General features: G+C 74.1%; 10 protein-coding genes. 6 read left to right on the top strand and 4 right to left on the bottom strand.

Going from position 1 to position 18043, the window contains the following annotated elements:
• Positions 1-103: 103 nt before the first annotated feature.
• The 5 genes from STTU_RS09480 to fxsT are packed head-to-tail and all read left to right on the top strand — an operon-like array spanning position 104 to position 8058.
• Positions 104-532 (top strand): CU044_2847 family protein, encoded by a 429-nt coding sequence (locus tag STTU_RS09480; RefSeq protein WP_007822157.1) that lies wholly within the window; start codon positions 104-106, stop codon positions 530-532.
• Positions 532-1512, top strand: a complete 981-nt coding sequence (locus tag STTU_RS09475; RefSeq protein ID WP_007822155.1) for an AAA family ATPase — start codon at positions 532-534, stop codon at positions 1510-1512. The genes STTU_RS09480 and STTU_RS09475 overlap by 1 nt, the downstream gene beginning before the upstream one ends.
• Positions 1509-3419: a hypothetical protein gene (locus STTU_RS09470; RefSeq protein WP_052862342.1), complete on the top strand. Its 1911-nt coding sequence runs from the start codon at positions 1509-1511 to the stop codon at positions 3417-3419. The genes STTU_RS09475 and STTU_RS09470 overlap by 4 nt, the downstream gene beginning before the upstream one ends.
• Positions 3416-4774 (top strand): CHAT domain-containing protein, encoded by a 1359-nt coding sequence (locus tag STTU_RS09465; RefSeq protein ID WP_234019197.1) that lies wholly within the window; start codon positions 3416-3418, stop codon positions 4772-4774. Before STTU_RS09470 ends, STTU_RS09465 begins: the two co-directional genes overlap by 4 nt.
• A complete protein-coding gene (gene fxsT, locus STTU_RS09460) occupies positions 4771-8058 on the top strand; it encodes an FxSxx-COOH system tetratricopeptide repeat protein (protein ID WP_106432123.1) in 3288 nt (1095 codons plus the stop codon). The genes STTU_RS09465 and fxsT overlap by 4 nt, the downstream gene beginning before the upstream one ends.
• Before the next feature lie 163 nt (positions 8059-8221).
• On the opposite strand, the gene STTU_RS09455 is transcribed toward fxsT, so the two are convergent.
• The 4 genes from STTU_RS09455 to STTU_RS09440 all read right to left on the bottom strand — a co-directional run bounded on the left by STTU_RS09455 (position 8222) and on the right by STTU_RS09440 (position 15219).
• Entirely contained in the window at positions 8222-12043 is a 3822-nt protein-coding gene (locus tag STTU_RS09455) for a multifunctional oxoglutarate decarboxylase/oxoglutarate dehydrogenase thiamine pyrophosphate-binding subunit/dihydrolipoyllysine-residue succinyltransferase subunit (protein ID WP_007822143.1), read from the bottom strand.
• 338 nt (positions 12044-12381) lie between these two features.
• The gene (locus STTU_RS09450; RefSeq protein WP_009068675.1) at positions 12382-13494 is read right to left on the bottom strand and encodes a HAMP domain-containing sensor histidine kinase; all 1113 of its coding nucleotides are present in this window, start codon (positions 13492-13494) and stop codon (positions 12382-12384) included.
• Positions 13495-13561: 67 nt separating this feature from the next.
• Positions 13562-14299, bottom strand: coding sequence for a response regulator transcription factor (locus tag STTU_RS09445; protein WP_010286522.1), 738 nt, complete (start codon positions 14297-14299; stop codon positions 13562-13564).
• Positions 14300-14496: 197 nt separating this feature from the next.
• Positions 14497-15219, bottom strand: coding sequence for a spermidine synthase (locus tag STTU_RS09440; RefSeq protein WP_007822137.1), 723 nt, complete (start codon positions 15217-15219; stop codon positions 14497-14499).
• 404 nt (positions 15220-15623) lie between these two features.
• Here STTU_RS09440 and lon point away from each other — a divergent pair, with 404 nt between their 5' ends.
• Positions 15624-18038 (top strand): endopeptidase La, encoded by a 2415-nt coding sequence (gene lon, locus STTU_RS09435; RefSeq protein WP_007822131.1) that lies wholly within the window; start codon positions 15624-15626, stop codon positions 18036-18038.
• Positions 18039-18043 lie beyond the last annotated feature (5 nt).

Below are 18043 nucleotides of genomic sequence, written 5' to 3'. Positions count from 1 at the left end.
GCCGTCGCCGCCCGGTGAATTCCGCACTCCGACACGAAAAGCAACTCCCTCGCGGAATAATGGAGTTGAGGCACGTGCCGGGGTGCGAGGCGAGGGGGAGAGCATGGCGGAAGCGGCCGGGCAGGGGAGCGCGCCGGACGAGGACATCCCGATCTTCGTCGACACCGGGCTGCCCGCGCAGCGCGAGAACGACGGCCTGTGGGACGACGTACGGGCCCGGGGCAACGGCGCGCAACGGGTCGGCACCATCGTCCGCGACTCCTACGGCGACGCTCTCGACCTCGCCGAACGCTGCGCCCGCCAGGCCGCCGCCCGCTTCAACGCCCTCGGCCGCGCGGTGCGCCCCGAGGAGGTCGAGCTGCAACTCGCCATCCGCGTCGAGGCCGGAGGCACGATCGGCCTCGCCAAGTCCACGGCGGAGGCTCAGCTCCAGCTCACCTTCCGCTGGGCCCCGGGCCGCACACCCCCCACCCTCACCGACGCGGAGCCCCCCACCCCGACACCCGCCCCACCCCCACCGGAAACCCCCTGATGCCCGCCCCACAACCCCCCGCCCCACGCGACCCCGGGCCGGAAATCCTGCCGTACGGCCTCGTGGTGGGGCAGGAGGCGGCGAAACGCGCCCTGGAACTCCAGTACGTGGAGCCCGCGATCCGCGGCGTGCTGCTCAGCGGCCAGCGCGGCACCGCCAAGTCCACCGTCGTACGCGCCTTCGGCCTCATGACCGAGGGACTCCTCCCGGTCACCCTCCCCATCAACGCCACGGACGACCGCGTACTCGGCGGCTGGGAACTCGACGCGCTGCTGCGCAGCAGGGCGAGCAAGCAGCCGGGCCTGCTCGCCGAGGCGGGCGAACGCGGCCTCCTCTACATCGACGAGGTCAACCTCCTCGACGACCACATCGTGAACCTCATACTCGACGCGGCGGCGACCGGCGTGCTCTCGGTGCAGCGCGAGGGCAGGAACGACGTCAGCGCCGTCTCCTTCGCCCTGTGCGGCACCATGAACCCGGAGGAGGGCGGCCTGCGCCCCCAGCTTCTCGACCGTTTCGGGCTCCTCGTGCCCGTCGCGGAACTCGACGCGGCCGAGCGCCAGGCCATGGTCCGCACGGTACTGCGCTTCGACACCGAGCGCGCCGTCGAACGCGCGGGCGGGACTTCGCCGTGGCTCGCCGAGGCCCGCGCCGCCGACGCCGAGCGGCGCGCCGCGCTCGGCCGGGCCCGCGCGGCACTCCCTCACATCGATGTCCCCGAGGAACTGCTCTCGCTGTGCGCGCAGGCCGCGAGCCGCCTGGAGGTGTACGGGCACCGGGGCGACCTCACGGCGATACGGGCCGCCCGCGCGCTCGCCGCACTCGAAGGCGCCATCACGACGAGCCCCGCGCACCTGCGTGCCGTCCTCCCGATGGCCTTCCGCCACCGCCGCCCCGACACCACCCAGGAGGGCGGCCACCGCTGGACCCCGGCCGAGGAAGCGGTCCTCGACGAACTCCTGGGCACGACCGGCGCATGACGAGGGAGGAGGGGACGGGGGCGGCCCCATCCGAGGCGAAGGGGGCGGTGCTGTCCGGGGGAGCGGCGGGGGCGTGGCGGGACGGGATGCCCGGCTCCGCCGAGGCACTGCGGACGCTCCTCGTCTGCGCCGCCGCCGACCCCGGACTCGGCGGGCTCCTCCTCCTCGACCCGCCGCCAGGACTGCTGCCCGTCGTCACCACCGTGCTCCGCGACCTCCTCGGCGACGGGGCGGGGCCCGCGCCCGTCGTCCACCTCGGCGCGGGCGCGCGGGACGCCGACCTGTGGACGAGACTCAGCGCCGGCCCCGGCGGCGAGGGGACCCCGCTCCTCGCCCCCGGCGCCCTCCTCTCCGCCGAGCTGGCCCCGGGGCCACCGCCGCTGGTCGTCGTCCCCGAACTGAGCCGCCTCAGCACGGCCGGGCTGCGCGCGGCGCTCCAGTTCCTCGGCAGTGAGGACACCGTCGTCGAACGCCCCGGCCTGCGCCTGCGACTGCGCCCGCGCGCATGCTGGCTCGCCTGCTGCTCCACCGAGGACGCGGCCCAGCTCTCCGCCCATCTCCTCGACCGCTTCCCGCTCCGCTGCGCGGCGCGTGCCCTGCGGTCCGTGACGCCGACCGCACTCGCGGGGCACGGGACGCGGGTGCCCGGCAGAGGCCGCGCCCTGCCCGACCCCGCCCGCGTACCGCTCGACGAGGCCGCCCTCGCCCGGATCGTGGAGCTGGGCGGGGAACGGGCCACAGGGCGGCGGCTGCTCGCCCTCGGGCGCCTCGCACGCGGCCTCGCGCGGCTCGACGGCGACCCGGCGGCCGGGAGGGCGCACGCCGAGCGGGCCGCCGCCGTGCTCGGGCTCCACGCCCCGTTGCCCTCCGCCCCCGTACCCGCCGAGAGCGCCCCGCGCCGGGACCCGGCCGGCGAGCCCGCGTCCGGACCCACGCCGCCCGTGGCGGGAAACACGCCGGGCCCCGTGGAACGCGTCAGCAGACCGTCGCCGCCCCGGGCGATCGGCACCGCGCCGGTCGAGGCCGAGCGCGCCGCGGAGGCCCCGTACCCGGAGGACACCGAGCAGCCGACCGCCGCCCGCACCGCGCTCGGACCGCGTGCGCGCACCGAGCCGGGCGGCGAGCACGGCGCGGTCATCGGCACCCGGCGCGCGCGCACCGTGCGCGAGGTGGCCCCGGTGCCGACCGTCGTCGAGGCGGCGCGCCTCGCGGCGCTGCGCGGGACGGCGGGGTGGCTGCGCATCGACCCGGCGGACCTGCGCGCCTACGTACGCGCCCCCGTCCCCGAGCGGCTGCTCGTCCTGCTCCTCGACCACACCGCCCGCCCCGGCGGCGACTGGAGCGCGAGCCTGCGGCCCTTCCTCGACTGGGCCTACAGCGAACGCGCCGGGCTCTGCGTCGTGGAGGCGGGCGCGGCGGGTGCCGCGCACGAACTGCGCGCCGAGGTCTTCGCCGCGCGCCGTGTGCTCGACCCGCGCCTCGCCGCGGCGCTGCGCCGCCCGGCGGGCCGCGCCACCCCTCTGCCGCACGCCCTCTCGCTTGCCGCCGCCGAACTGCGCCATGCCTTCGGCCAGTACGGCGGCAGGCTCGTGGAGGCATGGCTCGTCGTCGCGAGCGACGGGCGCGCCAACGTCCCGCTCGACAGCAGCCTCTCGGGCCGCTTCCCGCCCGTGCCCGTGGGCGACCGGGCGGTACGGGACAGCCTGGCGCAGGCCGCGCGCCTCACCGCGCTCGACCGCACCCGGCTGCGCGTCACGCTCCTCGTCCCCGGGAACGCGGCGGCGCTGACCCCCGCGTTCGCCGAGGCGCTGCGCGCGGAGCGGCTGGCGCTGCCCGCGCCGGCGGCTCCGGCCGGCGCGGGGAATGCGCCGGGTTCTGCGGGCGCGGCGGGGGAGGAGGCGTGGTGACGGACGACGAGCTTCCCGACGCCCACCGTCCCGGCCCCGCGATGCGGGCCGCGTTGCGTCGCCTCCACCCCTTGCCCCGGCAGGCGGGCGAGGTGGCCAGGCACGTCGCCGAGGCCGCGCGGACGCGACGCCCGGTCCGGCTCGGCGCGGTCGGGATCGACGTGCGGCACCGGCTGCCGTCCGGGCTGAGCCTCATGCATGTCCAGCGCGAGCGCAGCGGGGACCTGACCTCGTACCGGGTGCGGGCCTGGTGCTGGTGCGGCGCGCACCCGCCGCTCGACCTGCCGCCGCACCCGGAGCGGCTCATTGCCCCGGACCTGACGCTCGCCCGGCTTCACTCCGAGGGCGAGGACCCCTCCGAACTCCTCCTCGCCGTCGCCGAGTGGTCCGCGCGCCACGAACGCCTCACCGACTGGCTCGCGCGCCTCGCCGACGCCCACGGCCCCGGGCACGGCCTCGTCATCCGCGACGACACGGGCTCCGAACTCCCGTGGGAACTCCTGTGGCTCCCCGGCCGCCCGGCACGACCCACCGCCCAGCGGACCGAGCACGCCGAGCACGCGGGTTCGCCGCCCCCGCGTCTGCTCGGCGCCACGCTCCGTACGACGCGCTGGATCGTCCGGGACCCGCGGGAACGGCTGCCCGAGCCGGCGCCGCCGAGGCCCGGCCGCGTGCTGAGCTACACCGAGGCGGGGATGAGCGGGGACACCGAGGCGTTCCGGCCCTTCGCGCACACCTCGCACACCCGTTTCCCCGTCTTCCTGGACCAGTTGGAAGACGTCGCCGAGGAGACCGGGCTCGTCTACGTCGCCTGCCATGGCACGTTCGGCGAGCGCCTCGGCGAGCTGCGGCTCGGCAACACCACCTGGCGCGAACTCAACACCCGGCCGATGCGCGCGCTCGCCGGACAGCACCCCGTCGTGTACCTCAACGCCTGCCACTCGGGGCGGTCCGTCGACAACAGCGCGCAGGGCGAGGCCCGGCTGCGCGGCTTCACGGAACTCTTCCTGCGCAAGGGCGCGGCCGGCTGCGTCGTGGCGATGGGCGCGGTCAACGACGCGGAGGCGCGCGAGACGGTGCACGCGGTCATGGCCATGCTCGCTGCGGCGCCCCGCATCTCGCTCGCCGAGGCCCTGCGCAGGCATCGCGCCGAGGTGACCGCCGCCTTCCCCGACCTGCGCCGCCTGCCGACGCTCTACGACGGCGACGCCTTCGACGTCCCCGGTCAACGGCGGGTCAGGCGGCTCCTGTACACGTACATGTTCCACCACTACGGTCACCCGCACGGGCTCCTCGGCCTGCGCGAGCAGGAAGCGGGGGCGTCCGCGCCGGGGGAGGAGGCGGGCGGGGCGTGAGCGAGCAGCGGTACCTCCCCGAGCTGATCACCGAACCGCTCGTCGCCTGGCCGGAGGAGGCCGAGCCCGGCAGCCACCACCTCGTCACCGTCGACCTCCTCGGCCCCTACGGCACCGACCCCGCCGACTGGCCTTATCCGGCCGAGGAGTTCGCCTTCACGGTCGGCCTCGACGGGGAGCCCTTCCTCCGGTGCACGGCGCTCGACGAACCCGTCCTCGTCCTGCACCGCTTCGGCGGCACCTACGGGCCCGCGCGCTTCCTCCTCGACATCGGCGACCTCACCGGCGAACTCACGCTGTGGCTCACTCTCGCCAACGAACACGGCGTCCCGGTGCACAGCGCGGCTCTGCCGGTGACGGTCCGGACGGGAGCCGGGGGCGGCGAGGACCCGCCCGACGACACGGTGCGCCTCCCGGCGGTCCCGTACGAGGACCCGCGCCAGGACGCCGGGGAAGCCCCGCCCCCCGGGTGCGACGTGCTCGTCGCCCACACCGCGCGGGACAGGCCCTGGGCCGCCTGGGCCGGGGCGTGGACCGCCCGGCACGGTCTGGACACCGGCCTGCGGGGCCTGCCGGTGGGGCCGCCGCCGGAACCCGGGGCGCTGCGCGCGCTCGCGGGGGAGGCGGGGCGGGTCCTGCTCGTGCTCGGCGCGGAACAGCTCGGGGCGGACACCGCACCTGTGTGGGCCGCCGCCCTGGACCGGGCCGAGGCGGAGCGCCCCGGCGCCTTCGCCGTCCTCGCCGTCGGGCCCGTCCCCCCGCTCGCGGAGCACGCGTGGCCGCTGCTGGACCTCGCGGAGGAGCCGCCCGAGTCCGCCGGGCGGCTGCTCGGCGCGCTCCTCGGCCTTCCCGCCGAACCCCCGCCGCCCGCACCGGGAGAGACACCCGGACCCCGCCACCCGGCCGAACCCGGCACCGCCTGGGGTGGGGTGCCCGCGCGCAACCCGCGCTTCACCGGACGCGCCGGGTCCCTGGACGCGATGCGCCACGCGCTGACGCGGGCGGACGCGCGCGGGACCGGGCTGGTCCTGTGGGGCCTGTCGGGCATCGGGAAGACGCAGCTCGCCACCGAGTACGCGCACCGCTACGGCAACGAGTACGACGTGGTCTGGTGGACCGGCGGCGAGAGCCGCAGCGCCTGCCGCCGCGGGCTCGCCGAACTCGCCGACGCCCTCGGGACCCGTACGGCGGGAGCCGAGTACGGGACCCGGCTGCGCACCGCGCTGGACCGGCTGCGCCGGGGCGGGACCGCCCGGCCCTGGCTCCTCGTCGTGGACGGGGCCGACGAACCCGAGCGGATCAGGGATCTGCTCCCCGAGGGGCCGGGACACGTACTCGTCACCTCGCGCGACCGCGACTGGGCGAGCCATCTGCCCCACCTCTTCGACGTGCCCACGTTCAGCCGGGAGGAGTCCGTGGCCTTCGTCGCGCGCCGGGCCCCGCGCCTGAGCGCCGAAGACGCGGACGCGCTCGCGGAGGCGGTCGGCGACTTCCCGCTCGTCCTCGACCAGGTGGCGGGCTGGCTCGCCGGCTCGCGCGCGAGCGTGTCCGAGTACCTCGCACGCCTGGAATCGGCCGCCGCGACCGGCGACGTCTCGCTCTCCGCCGACTTCCCCGTGACCTTCCACAGCGCGTGGACCCTGCTCATCAACCGGCTCAGGGACACCGGAACCGGCGCGCTCGACCTGCTCCGCCTGTGCACCCGCTTCGCCCCCGGGCGCATCCCGGTCCACGTGCTGCGCGACATGCCCGGGGACCGGGTCCCGCCGGAACTGGAGAGCCTCCTCGGCGACCGCCGGGCCTGGCACACGGCGGCCGAGGAGTTGCTCCGCTACTCCGTCGTCCTCACGGCGGCGGACAGGACCGGGGAAGCGGACGGAACCGGGGAGGCGGACACGTTCTATCTGCACCGGATGGTGCATCAGATCGCCCGTGCCGGGGTGCCCGCCGACACAGCGGAACGGCTGGACACGACCGTTCGCGCCGCCCTCGCCGCCGCGGACCCCGAGGCCCCTTCCGCCACCGCGCACTGGCCTCATTACGCCGAACTCGTCCCGCACCTCATTCACGCCGGGGCCCATGAGGACACCGACGAGGACGTCCAGCGTCTCGTCCTCAACTGCCTGCGGTACACGTACCTTTCGGGCGATGATGAGGTGGGGCGGGAGCTGGGGAGGGAGACCTTTGCCGCCTGGGAACGTCTCCTCGGTGCCGAGCACCCCCGCTTCTGGGATCTGACCCACCACTACGCCAACGTGCTGCGCGCCCGGGGGGAGTACACCGCGACGGAGCAAATGGACCGCGCGGCGGTGGACCACCTGCGCCGGGCAGGCGTCGCGGACGAGCGCTACCCGCGCGCCCTCGGCGGCCTCGCCGCCGACCTGCGCGGCCTCGGCCGCTACGACGAGGCGTACGCGCTCTCGACGGACGTCGCGCGCACGTACCGCGCGCTGTTCGGCGAGCGCGCGAGCCAGACGCTCACCGCGGACAACAACATCGCCGCGACGCTGTGCCTGCTCGGCGACTACGAGGGCGCCCGCGCCCTGGACGAACGGACCCTCGCGGCGCGCCGCGCCGTGCACGGCCCCGCCCATCCCTGGACGCTCTTCTCCGGCCTCTCGCACGCCCTGGACCTGCGCCTGCTCGGCCGTTACGAGGAGGCCCGCGGGCTCCTGACGGAGAGCGTGGCCGCACACGCACGCCACCTCGGGCCCGAGCACCTCCAGACCCTGCGCGCCGAGCAGAACCTCGCGCTGTGCCGGTCCCGGCTCGGCGAGACGGAGGAGGCGGGCGCCGCGCTCGCCTCCGTCGCCAGCCGTGCGGCGCGCTACTACGGCGAACGGCACCCGTTGACACTGCTCTGCCGCGACAGCCTCGCATGCCACCTGCGCGAGCACGGGGACCTGGACGAGGCGGGGGCGCTCGTGGAGGGCGTCGCGGCCGCGTACACGCGCGCGTTCGGCCCGGGGCACCCCTTCACGGCGGGCTCGCGCGGGAACGTCGCGCTGGTGGCGTACCGGCGCGGTGACACGGGAACAGCGCTGACCCTTGCCGAGGCGGCCCGCGCGGACCTGGAGGCCGCCGTGGGGCCCGCGCACCCCTGGGCGCTCGCCGCCGCCCTCGACACAGCCGCCTGCCAGGCGGCCTGTGGGGAGCCGGAGGCGGCGGAGCGGCTCCGGGCGCGCGCGGAGGCGGGCGCGGCGCGGACGCTCGGACCCGGCCATCCCCTCACCCTTGCCGCCCACGAGGGACGCCTGTGGGACTTCGAGGCGTACACGACCTGAGCGGCACAGCCGTGCGGGAACGCGCGAGCGCCGTAGGCGGGCATCGGAGCCGTACGGAGACGCGCGAACCCCGCTGAGACGCCAGAAGGCCCCGCCCCCACCGTTTCCGGTGGGGGCGGGGCCTTCCCCGTTCAGGCGTCGGCTGTCGGCGTGGCTCGGCGCCTCAGGCGTCGAAGACCTCCGCCACGAGCTGTGCCTGCTCCTGCTGGTGCCGCTTCGCCGAGCCCACCGCCGGGGAGGAGGAGTGCGGGCGGGAGATGCGGCGCAGTCGCTGGCCGTGGGGGATCGCCGCGCCGACCGAGAGGTCGATGTGGTCGATCAGGTTGAGCGCGATGAAGGGCCAGGCGCCCTGGTTCGCCGGCTCCTCCTGGGCCCAGAGGAACTTCTCCGCGTTCGGGTACTTCGCGAACTCGGCCTGGATCTCCGCGCCGGGCAGCGGGTAGAGCCGCTCCAGGCGGATGATCGCGGTGTCGTCCGCGCCCCGCTTGGTCCGCTCGGCCTCCAGGTCGTAGTAGACCTTCCCGGAGCACAGGACGATCTTGCGGACCTTCGCCGCGTCCACCGTCGAGTCGCCGATGACGGGCCGGAACTGGCCCGAGGTGAACTCCTCGGCCTTCGAGGTCGCCGCCTTCAGGCGCAGCATCGACTTCGGCGTGAAGACGACGAGCGGCTTGTGGTGCGGGTTGTGGACCTGCCAGCGCAGCAGGTGGAAGTAGTTCGACGGGAGCGTCGGCATCGCGACCGTCATGCTCTTCTGCGCGCACAGCTGGAGGAAGCGCTCGATGCGGGCCGAGGAGTGGTCCGGGCCCTGGCCCTCGTAGCCGTGCGGCAGGAGCAGCGTGACGCCGGAGGTCTGGCCCCACTTCTGCTCGGCCGCGGAGATGTACTCGTCGATGATCGTCTGCGCGCCGTTGATGAAGTCGCCGAACTGCGCCTCCCACAGCACGAGCGCCTCGGGGCGGGCGAGCGAGTAGCCGTACTCGAAGCCCATCGCCGCGTACTCGCTCAGGAGCGAGTCGTAGACGTTGAAGCGCGCCTGGTCCTCGGAGAGGTACTGGAGCGGGGTGTAGTCCTCGCCCGTGACGCGGTCGACGAGGACGGCGTGCCGCTGGCCGAAGGTGCCGCGGCGCGAGTCCTGGCCCGCGAGGCGGACCGGGGTGCCCTCCATGAGCAGGGAGCCGAAGGCGAGCATCTCGCCGGTGCCCCAGTCGATGGCGCCTTCCTCGATCTGGGCCGCGCGCCGCTGGAGCTGCGGGAGCAGCCGGGGGTGCACGGTGACCCGCTCGGGCATGTTGACCTGCGAGTCGGCGATGCGCTTGACGACCTCGGTGGAGATCGCGGTGTCCACGTTGACCGGGAACTCGGCCTGCGGCTGCGCGACCTCGGTCTCGCCGGGTGTCGTGGTGGCCTCGCGGACCTCCGTGAAGACCTTCTCCAGCTGGCCCTGGAAGTCCTGGAGCGCCTGCTCCGCCTCTTCCAGCGTGATGTCGCCCCGGCCGATGAGGGACTCGGTGTACAGCTTGCGCACCGAGCGCTTCTTGTCGATGAGGTCGTACATGAGCGGCTGCGTGAAGCCGGGGTTGTCCGACTCGTTGTGGCCGCGGCGGCGGTAGCAGATGAGGTCGATCACGACGTCCTTGTTGAACGCCTGACGGAACTCGAAGGCGAGCCGCGCGACGCGGACGACGGCCTCGGGGTCGTCGCCGTTCACGTGGAAGACCGGCGCCTCGATCATGCGGGCCACGTCGGTGGCGTACATCGAGGAGCGCGCGGACTCCGGGGGAGCGGTGAAGCCCACCTGGTTGTTGATGACGACGTGCACGGTGCCGCCGGTGCGGTAGCCGCGCAGCTGCGACATGTTGAGCGTCTCGGCGACGACGCCCTGGCCCGCGAAGGCCGCGTCGCCGTGGAGCGCGACGGGGAGCACGGTGAAGTCGGTGCCGCCCTTGTTGATGATGTCCTGCTTGGCGCGCGCGATGCCCTCGATGACCGGGTCGACGGTCTCCAGGTGCGAGGGGTTCGCGGCGAGGTTGACCTTGATCTGCTCGCCGTCCAGGCCCGTGAAGGTGCCCTCGGCGCCCAGGTGGTACTTGACGTCGCCCGAGCCGTGCATCGACTTCGGGTCGAGGTTGCCCTCGAACTCGCGGAAGATCTGCGCGTACGACTTGCCGACGATGTTGGCGAGGACGTTGAGGCGACCGCGGTGGGCCATGCCGATGACGACCTCGTCGAGCCGCGACTCGGCGGCGGCGTCGAGCACGGCGTCGAGCAGCGGGATGACGGACTCGCCGCCTTCGAGCGAGAAGCGCTTCTGGCCGACGTACTTGGTCTGCAGGAAGGTCTCGAACGCCTCGGCCGCGTTGAGGCGGCGCAGGATGCGGAGCTGCTCCTCGCGCTCGGGCTTGGCGGTCGTGGCACCGCGCTCGACGCGGTCCTGGATCCAGTTGCGCTGCTTCGGGTCCTGGATGTGCATGAACTCGATGCCGATGGTGCGGCAGTACGAGTCGCGCAGGACGCCCAGGACGTCGCGCAGCCGCATCATCGTCTTGCCCGCGAAGCCGCCGACGGCGAACTCGCGCTCCAGGTCCCACAGCGTCAGCCCGTGCTCGGTGATGTCGAGGTCGGGGTGCTTGCGCTGGTGGTACTCCAGCGGGTCGGTGTCGGCCATGACGTGGCCGCGGACCCGGTAGGAGTGGATCAGCTCGAAGACGCGGGCGGCCTTGGTGACGTCGTCGTCGTGCGAGGCGTCGATGTCGCGGTTCCAGCGGATCGGCTCGTACGGGATGCGCAGCGCCTTGAAGACCTCGTCGTAGAAGTCGTTCTCGCCGAGCAGCAGGTTCGCGACGATGCGCAGGAACTCGCCCGAGGCCGCGCCCTGGATGACGCGGTGGTCGTACGTCGAGGTGAGGGTCATCACCTTGGAGATGCCCAGCTTGTTCAGGGTGTCCTGCGAGGTGCCCTGGAACTCGGCCGGGTACTCCATGGCGCCGACGCCCATGATCACCGCCTGGCCGGGCATGAGGCGCGGCACCGAGTGGACGGTGCCGATGCCGCCGGGGTTGGTGAGCGAGACGGTGACGCCGGAGAAGTCGTCCATCGTCAGCTTGTTGTCCCGGGCGCGGCGGACGATGTCCTCGTACGCCTGCCAGAACTCGAAGAAGTTGAGCTGCTCGGCCTTCTTGATCGCCGCGACCACGAGCTGCCGGTCGCCGTTCGGCTTGACCAGGTCGATGGCGAGACCGAGGTTGACGTGCTCGGGCTTGACGAGGGTGGGCTTGCCGTCCTTCGTCGTGAACGAGTTGTTCATCGACGGCATCGCCTTGATCGCCTGCACCATCGCGTAGCCGATGAGGTGCGTGAAGGAGATCTTCCCGCCCCGGGCCCGCTTGAGGTGGTTGTTGATCACGATGCGGTTGTCGAAGAGCAGCTTCACGGGCACCGCGCGCACCGAGGTGGCGGTCGGCAGCTCCAGCGAGGCGTTCATGTTCTTCGCCACGGCGGCGGAGGGGCCGCGCAGCGTCACGAACTCGGGGCCCGCCGCGGCGGACTCGGCCGGCTTCGCGGAGGGCTGCGGCTGCGCCGGGGTCTTCGCGGCGGGCGCGGGCTTCGCCGCGGCCGGCTTCGGCTGCGCGGGAGCAGGGGCGGCCTGCGCGGGAGCCGGGGCCGCCGGGGCGGCCTGCGCCTGCGGGGCGGGGGCCTGCTGCGGCGCGGGGGCGGCCTGGGGGGCTGGCGCCGGTGCCGGGGTCGCGGGCGCCGCGGCGCCGTCCGTGCTCGTACGCGCCGGGGCACTGCCCGGCTTGTAGTCGGCGAAGAAGTCCCACCAGGCACGATCGACCGAATTCGGGTCCTGGAGGTACTGCTGGTAGATCTCGTCCACGAGCCATTCGTTCGCGCCGAAGGCAGCGGCAGGGTCGGAGCCCTGCTTGCCTTGGCCGACCGGCTCGGTCGAGATGCTCGTCGAGTTACTGGGGGACTGTGGCGACACGGCGGTAACCGCCCTCTTCCGCTTCTCACAAGGTGATGGACAGCGGGAATAAAGGCTACGCCTCCGGGACCCGCGGATGCAGGCCGGGCCGGTCATCCGTCGCGTAAGTCACATCGAAGAAGGTGTTTCGCCGTGGTGATTGGCGGGAAACAACCGTGGATTTGACCTGCGCCTCCGGCCCCCGCGACTTCGTTGGCGCGCCGGCGGCGGGCCTTCCCGCCGGGGGCTGGGCAACCCGGCGCCGCTACGTGCCCCGGCACGGGCCCGGAACCGGGTGATCGACCCGGCGCGAGGCCCCTGACCTGTTCACATACGGAAGGACGGGCTCCCCTGGCAGCCTACGTCAACTGCTCGTTCAACGGCTTCCCCGGAAGTGTGACGTGCATGCGGCAGCCCCGTGCCGATTCGGCCACCCGGATACGCCCGCCGTGCAGATCCACCGCCCAGCGCGCGATCGCGAGGCCGAGCCCCGTACCGCCGTCACCGCCCGGCGAGCCCGCCTTCTGCACGTGCGGCAGCGCGCCCCGGTTGAAGCGCTCGAAGACGCGGTGCCACTCGGAGCGCGGGATGCCGGGGCCCTCGTCCATGATCTCCAGCTCCAGCGAGTCGGGTCCCGCCCCGGCGCGCGCCCGCACCGTGACCTTCCCGGCCGCCGGGCTGTGCTTGACCGCGTTGTCGATGAGGTTGGCCACGACCTGGTGGAGCCGCTCGGGGTCCGCGTACGCCGTCAGCTCGGGCGGCGAGACGTCGAGCGCGAGGGCGACGTCGCTGCGCGTGTGGCTCCCCGAGTCGGAGGCGAGCTTGCGGCGCGCGACGGCCGCCCCGGTGAGCTGCGCCTCCTTGAGGACGCCCGAGAGGTACGGCCACACCTCGAAGTGCCGCGCGCGCAGCGGCACCGCGCCGTGGTCGAGCCGCGAGAGGTCGAGCAGCGTCTCGACGAGCCGCCCGAGCCGCTCCGTCTGCTTGAGCGCCGTGCGCATCGTCTCGGGGTCGGCGGCCGAGACGCCGTCCACGACGTTCTCCAGGACCGCGCGCAGCGCCGCGATCGGGGTGCGCAGCTCGTGCGAGACGTTCGCCACCAGCTCCTTGCGGTGGTGGTCCTGCGCCTCCAGGTCGTCCGCCATGCGGTTGATCGTCTCGGCGAGCGAGCCCAGCTCGTCGCCCCGGTCCGCGCCCGAGACCCGGCGCGTGTAGTCGCCGTGCGAGATCGCCCGCGCGACCGTCGTCATCTCGGCGAGCGGGGACGCGAGGCCGTGCGCGACGAACTGCGTGATCAGGAGCGTCGCGATGACCGAGAAGACCGTGATGAACCTCAGCTCGGTGTCGGTGCGCAGTGCCACGAGCAGCAGCCCGGTGGTGATGAAGACCGAGAGCACGACGAGCGTGCCGAGCTTCGCCTTGATCGGGAACGGCCGCATCCGCGTCCCGGCCCCGTCCTGGTACTCCGCCATCACGTTCCTCCCCCTCGCGCGTCCAGGGAACCCGCCCCCGTTCACCGCGTCACGGCCGCGCACCGCGTCACGGCGCCGGGGTCTCCAGCGCGTAGCCCACGCCGTGCACGGTCCTGATCCGCTCCGCGCCGATCTTCCGGCGCAGCGCCTTGATGTGGCTGTCGACGGTACGGGTCCCGGAGGCGTCCGCCCAGTCCCAGACCTCGGCGAGGAGCTGCTCGCGCGAGAGCACCGCGCGCGGTGTCCCCGCCAGGCACACGAGCAGGTCGAACTCCGTCGGCGTCAGGTGCACGTCCTCGCCGCGCACCCGTACCCGCCGCTGCGCGTGGTCCACCTCCAGCTCGCCGAGGCGCAGCACCCCGCTGCGCGGCGTCGAGGCGGCGAGCGCGGCCCGCTCGACGCGGCGCAGCAGCACGTGCACGCGCGCCGCGACCTCGCGCATCGAGAAGGGCTTCGTCATGTAGTCGTCCGCGCCCACGCCGAGCCCGACGAGCATGTCCGTCTCGTCGTCGCGCGCGGTGAGCATGAGGACGGGCACCGGGCGGTGCGCCTGCACGCGGCGGCACACCTCCAGCCCGTCGAATCCGGGCAGCATGACGTCGAGGACCAGGAGGTCCGGCTGCCACGCCTCGGCGGTCTCCACAGCCGAGGGCCCGTCCTGCGCGGTCTGCACGAGGAAGCCCTCGGCGCGCAGCCGGGCCGCGACGGCGTCCACGATCGTCGGGTCGTCCTCGACGACGAGTACGCGCCGCTGTGCCCCGGCGGCCGGTGCCGTGCCGCTGTGGGAGGTCTGTGTCTGCTCCATCGCCCCGCCCTGAAGGTACGTGTGTCGTCCGGTCCGCTTCTGCCCCGAGCCCACGAGCCCAGACATGAGCCTGCTCACTCGCGGGAACACGCACGGGAACACGTCCGTCCGACGCGCGCGCCCGGCCGACAACGCGGGGGCCGGGAGGTGGGGGGTCCGCGGTCCGTCAGAGCGTACGGGCACCGGGCGCCGCTTAGCTATGCGGGCCGCAGGGCGAGATGCACGACGTCCGGAACGCCCCGGGCAACAGGGACTTCTTCGGTACGCACCCCCTGGAACCCGGCATTCCGCAGGGCTTCGCCGAAGGCGGGCGAGGGTTGCGCCGACCACACGGCGAGCACCCCGCCGGGCGTCAGGCGCTCCCGGCAGGCGGCGAGCCCGGCCGCGTCGTACAGCCCGCCGTTGCCCGCGTCGACCGTCCAGCCGGGCCCGTTGTCGATGTCGAGGCACAGCGCGTCGAAGCGCTCCCCGGGGCCGCGCAGGTACGCGACGAGGTCGGTGCGCAGGATCTCGGTACGGGGATCGGCGAGCGCCCGCGCGGTGTACGCGCCGAGCGGGCCCGTACGGTGCCACTCCACGATCGCGTCCTCGCGCTCGGCGACCGCGATCCGCCCCCAGCGCTCCTGCCCCGCCGCGCGCACGAGCGAGAAGCCGACCCCGAGCCCGCCGACGAGCACCGAGGGCGCGGGCCTCCCGTCGAGCGCGCCGAGCGCGGCGTCGACGAGCAGCCGCTCGGAGCGCCCGTCCGAAGTGTCCATGAGGAACGTGCCGTTGGCGATGATCTGGAGCAGGTCCCCGTGCCGCCGCAGCACCACCTCGCCGTACGGCCCCTCGCGCCGGTCGAGCACCTCCGGCGGGGTGCCGGGGCCGGGGCCGAAGCGGGCGCCGGGGAACTCCTCGTCCGGCAGAGCGGTGCTCATCGCACGTACCTCCTGGATCGATCACGCCCCGCCATCCTCCGGCGGCGGCCCCCGCCCCGGCAAACCGATTCGCTCCCGCACGGGCCGCGCCCCCATCGCGGCGTGCAGCACGTTGTCCACGGCGAAGAGCGCGAGGGCGAGCGCGAGGCGGTCCCCGACGGGCCGACCGAGCCACGCCCGAGGACGCGCCGCCGTGACGGACGGCGTGCGTCGCGTACGGGCGCGGGTGACGGCTTCCCGCGGGCCGGGAACAGCCCGACCGCCGGGGGCGCTTGGCTACGGCGGAGGCGTTCTCCCGCCGGTCGTCCGAGGTGATCGCTGTGGGCGAACAAGGAAGTGGGAACACCTGCGGCTCGCCAGGCATTGAGTCGGTACAGCTCAACTTGACTGCCTAAGGGGAGATCATGGCTCTGACGTCCGCACCGCTCACCCTGCCCGTGCTGCCGCTCGACGACGAGGTCGTCCTGCCCGGCATGGTCGTGCCGCTCGACCTCTCGGACGGCGAGGTGCGCGCGGCCGTGGAGGCCGCCCAGGCCGCCGCCCGCTCCAGTGGTTCCGCGGGCAAGCCGGAGGTGCTGCTCGTGCCGCGCGTCGACGGGGACTACGCCGGTACGGGCGTGCTCGGCACCGTCGAACAGGTCGGCAGGCTCGCCGACGGCCACTCCGGGGCTCTCGTCCGGGGCCGCGCCCGCGTCCGCATCGGCGCGGGGACCACGGGACCCGGCGCCGCGCTGTGGGTCGAGGGGACCCGGCTCGAGGAGACCGTGCCCGAGCCGCTGCCGGGCGCGGTGACCGAACTCGTCACCGAGTACAAGGCGCTTGCCACCGAGTGGCTCAAGAAGCGCGGCGCCTGGCAGGTCGTGGACCGCGTCCAGCAGATCGACGACGTGTCCGCGCTCGCCGACAACTCCGGCTACTCGCCGTTCCTCACCACCGCCCAGAAGACCGAACTCCTGGAGACGGCCGACCCCGTCGCGCGCCTCAAGCTCGCCACGCTCCAGCTCCGCGAGCACCTGGCGGAGCAGGAGATCGCCGAGACGATCGCCAAGGACGTCCAGGACGGCGTGGACAAGCAGCAGCGCGAGTTCCTGCTCCGCCGTCAGCTCGAAGCGGTCCGCAAGGAGCTGCGCGAGCTGAGCGGCGAGGACGGCGAGGACGAGAGCGACGACTACCGGGCCCGCGTCGAGGCCGCGGACCTGCCCGGGAAGGTCCGCGAGGCCGCGCTCAAGGAGGTCGAGAAGCTGGAGCGCGCGAGCGACCAGAGCCCCGAGGGCGCCTGGATACGCACGTGGCTCGACACGGTTCTCGGCCTCCCGTGGAACGAGCGCTCCGAGGACGCGTACGACATCCGCGGCGCCCGCGCGGTGCTCGACGCCGAGCACGCGGGACTCGACGACGTGAAGGACCGCATCACCGAGTACCTCGCCGTGCGCAAGCGCCGCGCGGACCGGGGCCTCGGCGTCGTCGGCGGCCGGCGCGGCGGAGCGGTGCTCGCGCTCGTCGGGCCTCCCGGGGTCGGCAAGACGTCGCTGGGCGAGAGCGTCGCGCACGCGATGGGCCGCTCCTTCGTCCGCGTCGCGCTCGGCGGCGTACGCGACGAGGCCGAGATCAGGGGCCACCGGCGCACGTACGTGGGCGCCCAGGCCGGTCGCATCGTGCGCGCCATCAAGGAGGCCGGGTCGATGAACCCGGTGGTCCTGCTCGACGAGATCGACAAGGTCGGCTCCGATTTCCGGGGCGACCCGGCGGCGGCCCTCCTCGAAGTGCTCGACCCCGCGCAGAACCACACCTTCCGCGACCACTACCTGGAGGTCGAACTCGACCTCAGCGACGTCGTCTTCCTCGCGACGGCGAACGTCCTCGAAGCGATCCCCGAGGCCCTCCTCGACCGCATGGAGCTGGTCCGCCTCGACGGCTACACCGAGGACGAGAAGGTCGTCATCGCGCGCGACCACCTGCTGCCCAGGCAGCGCGAGCGGGCCGGGCTCACGGAGGACGAGCTGACCGTGGAGGAGAGCGCGCTGCGCAAGCTCGCGGGCGAGTACACGCGCGAGGCGGGCGTACGGAACCTGGAGCGGGCCCTCGCGCGGCTCCTGCGCAAGCTCGCCGCCCAGCACGAACTGGGCGAGCGCGAACTGCCCCTCACGGTGACGGAGGCGGAGCTGCGCCCGCTGCTCGGGCGGCCCCACCACGTACCGGAGGCCGCGCAGGACCCCGCCGAGCGGCGCACGGCGGTGCCGGGGGTCGCGACCGGGCTCGCGGTGACGGGCGCGGGCGGCGACGTCCTCTACGTGGAGGCCTCGCTCGCCGACCCGGAGACGGGCGGCGCGGGGCTCACGCTGACCGGTCAGCTCGGCGACGTCATGAAGGAGTCCGCGCGGATCGCGCTCTCGTTCCTGCGCTCGCACGGTGCGGAGCTGGAGCTGCCGGTCGGCGACCTCAAGGAGCGGGGCGTGCACATCCACTTCCCGGCCGGGGCGGTCCCGAAGGACGGGCCGAGCGCGGGCATCACGATGACGACGGCGCTCGCCTCGCTCCTGAGCGGGCGCCAGGTACGGCCCGAGGTCGCGATGACCGGGGAGGTCTCGCTCACCGGGCGCGTGCTGCCGATCGGCGGGCTCAAGCAGAAGCTGCTCGCGGCCCAGCGCGCCGGGATCACGACCGTCGTGATCCCCAAGCGCAACGAGCCGGACCTCGACGACGTCCCCGCCGAGATCCTCGCGAAGCTCGACGTCCACCCGGTCACGGACGTCCGCCAGGTCCTGGAGCTGGCTCTCGCCCCGGCGGGGGCCGGGGAGCGGGAGGCGGTGGCCGCCTGACGGGC

Source organism: Streptomyces sp. Tu6071 (genome assembly GCF_000213055.1).
GTDB classification, from domain to species: domain Bacteria; phylum Actinomycetota; class Actinomycetes; order Streptomycetales; family Streptomycetaceae; genus Streptomyces; species Streptomyces evansiae.
Note: the sequence above shows the minus strand (reverse complement) of the source record. Positions and strands in the feature narration are given on the sequence as shown.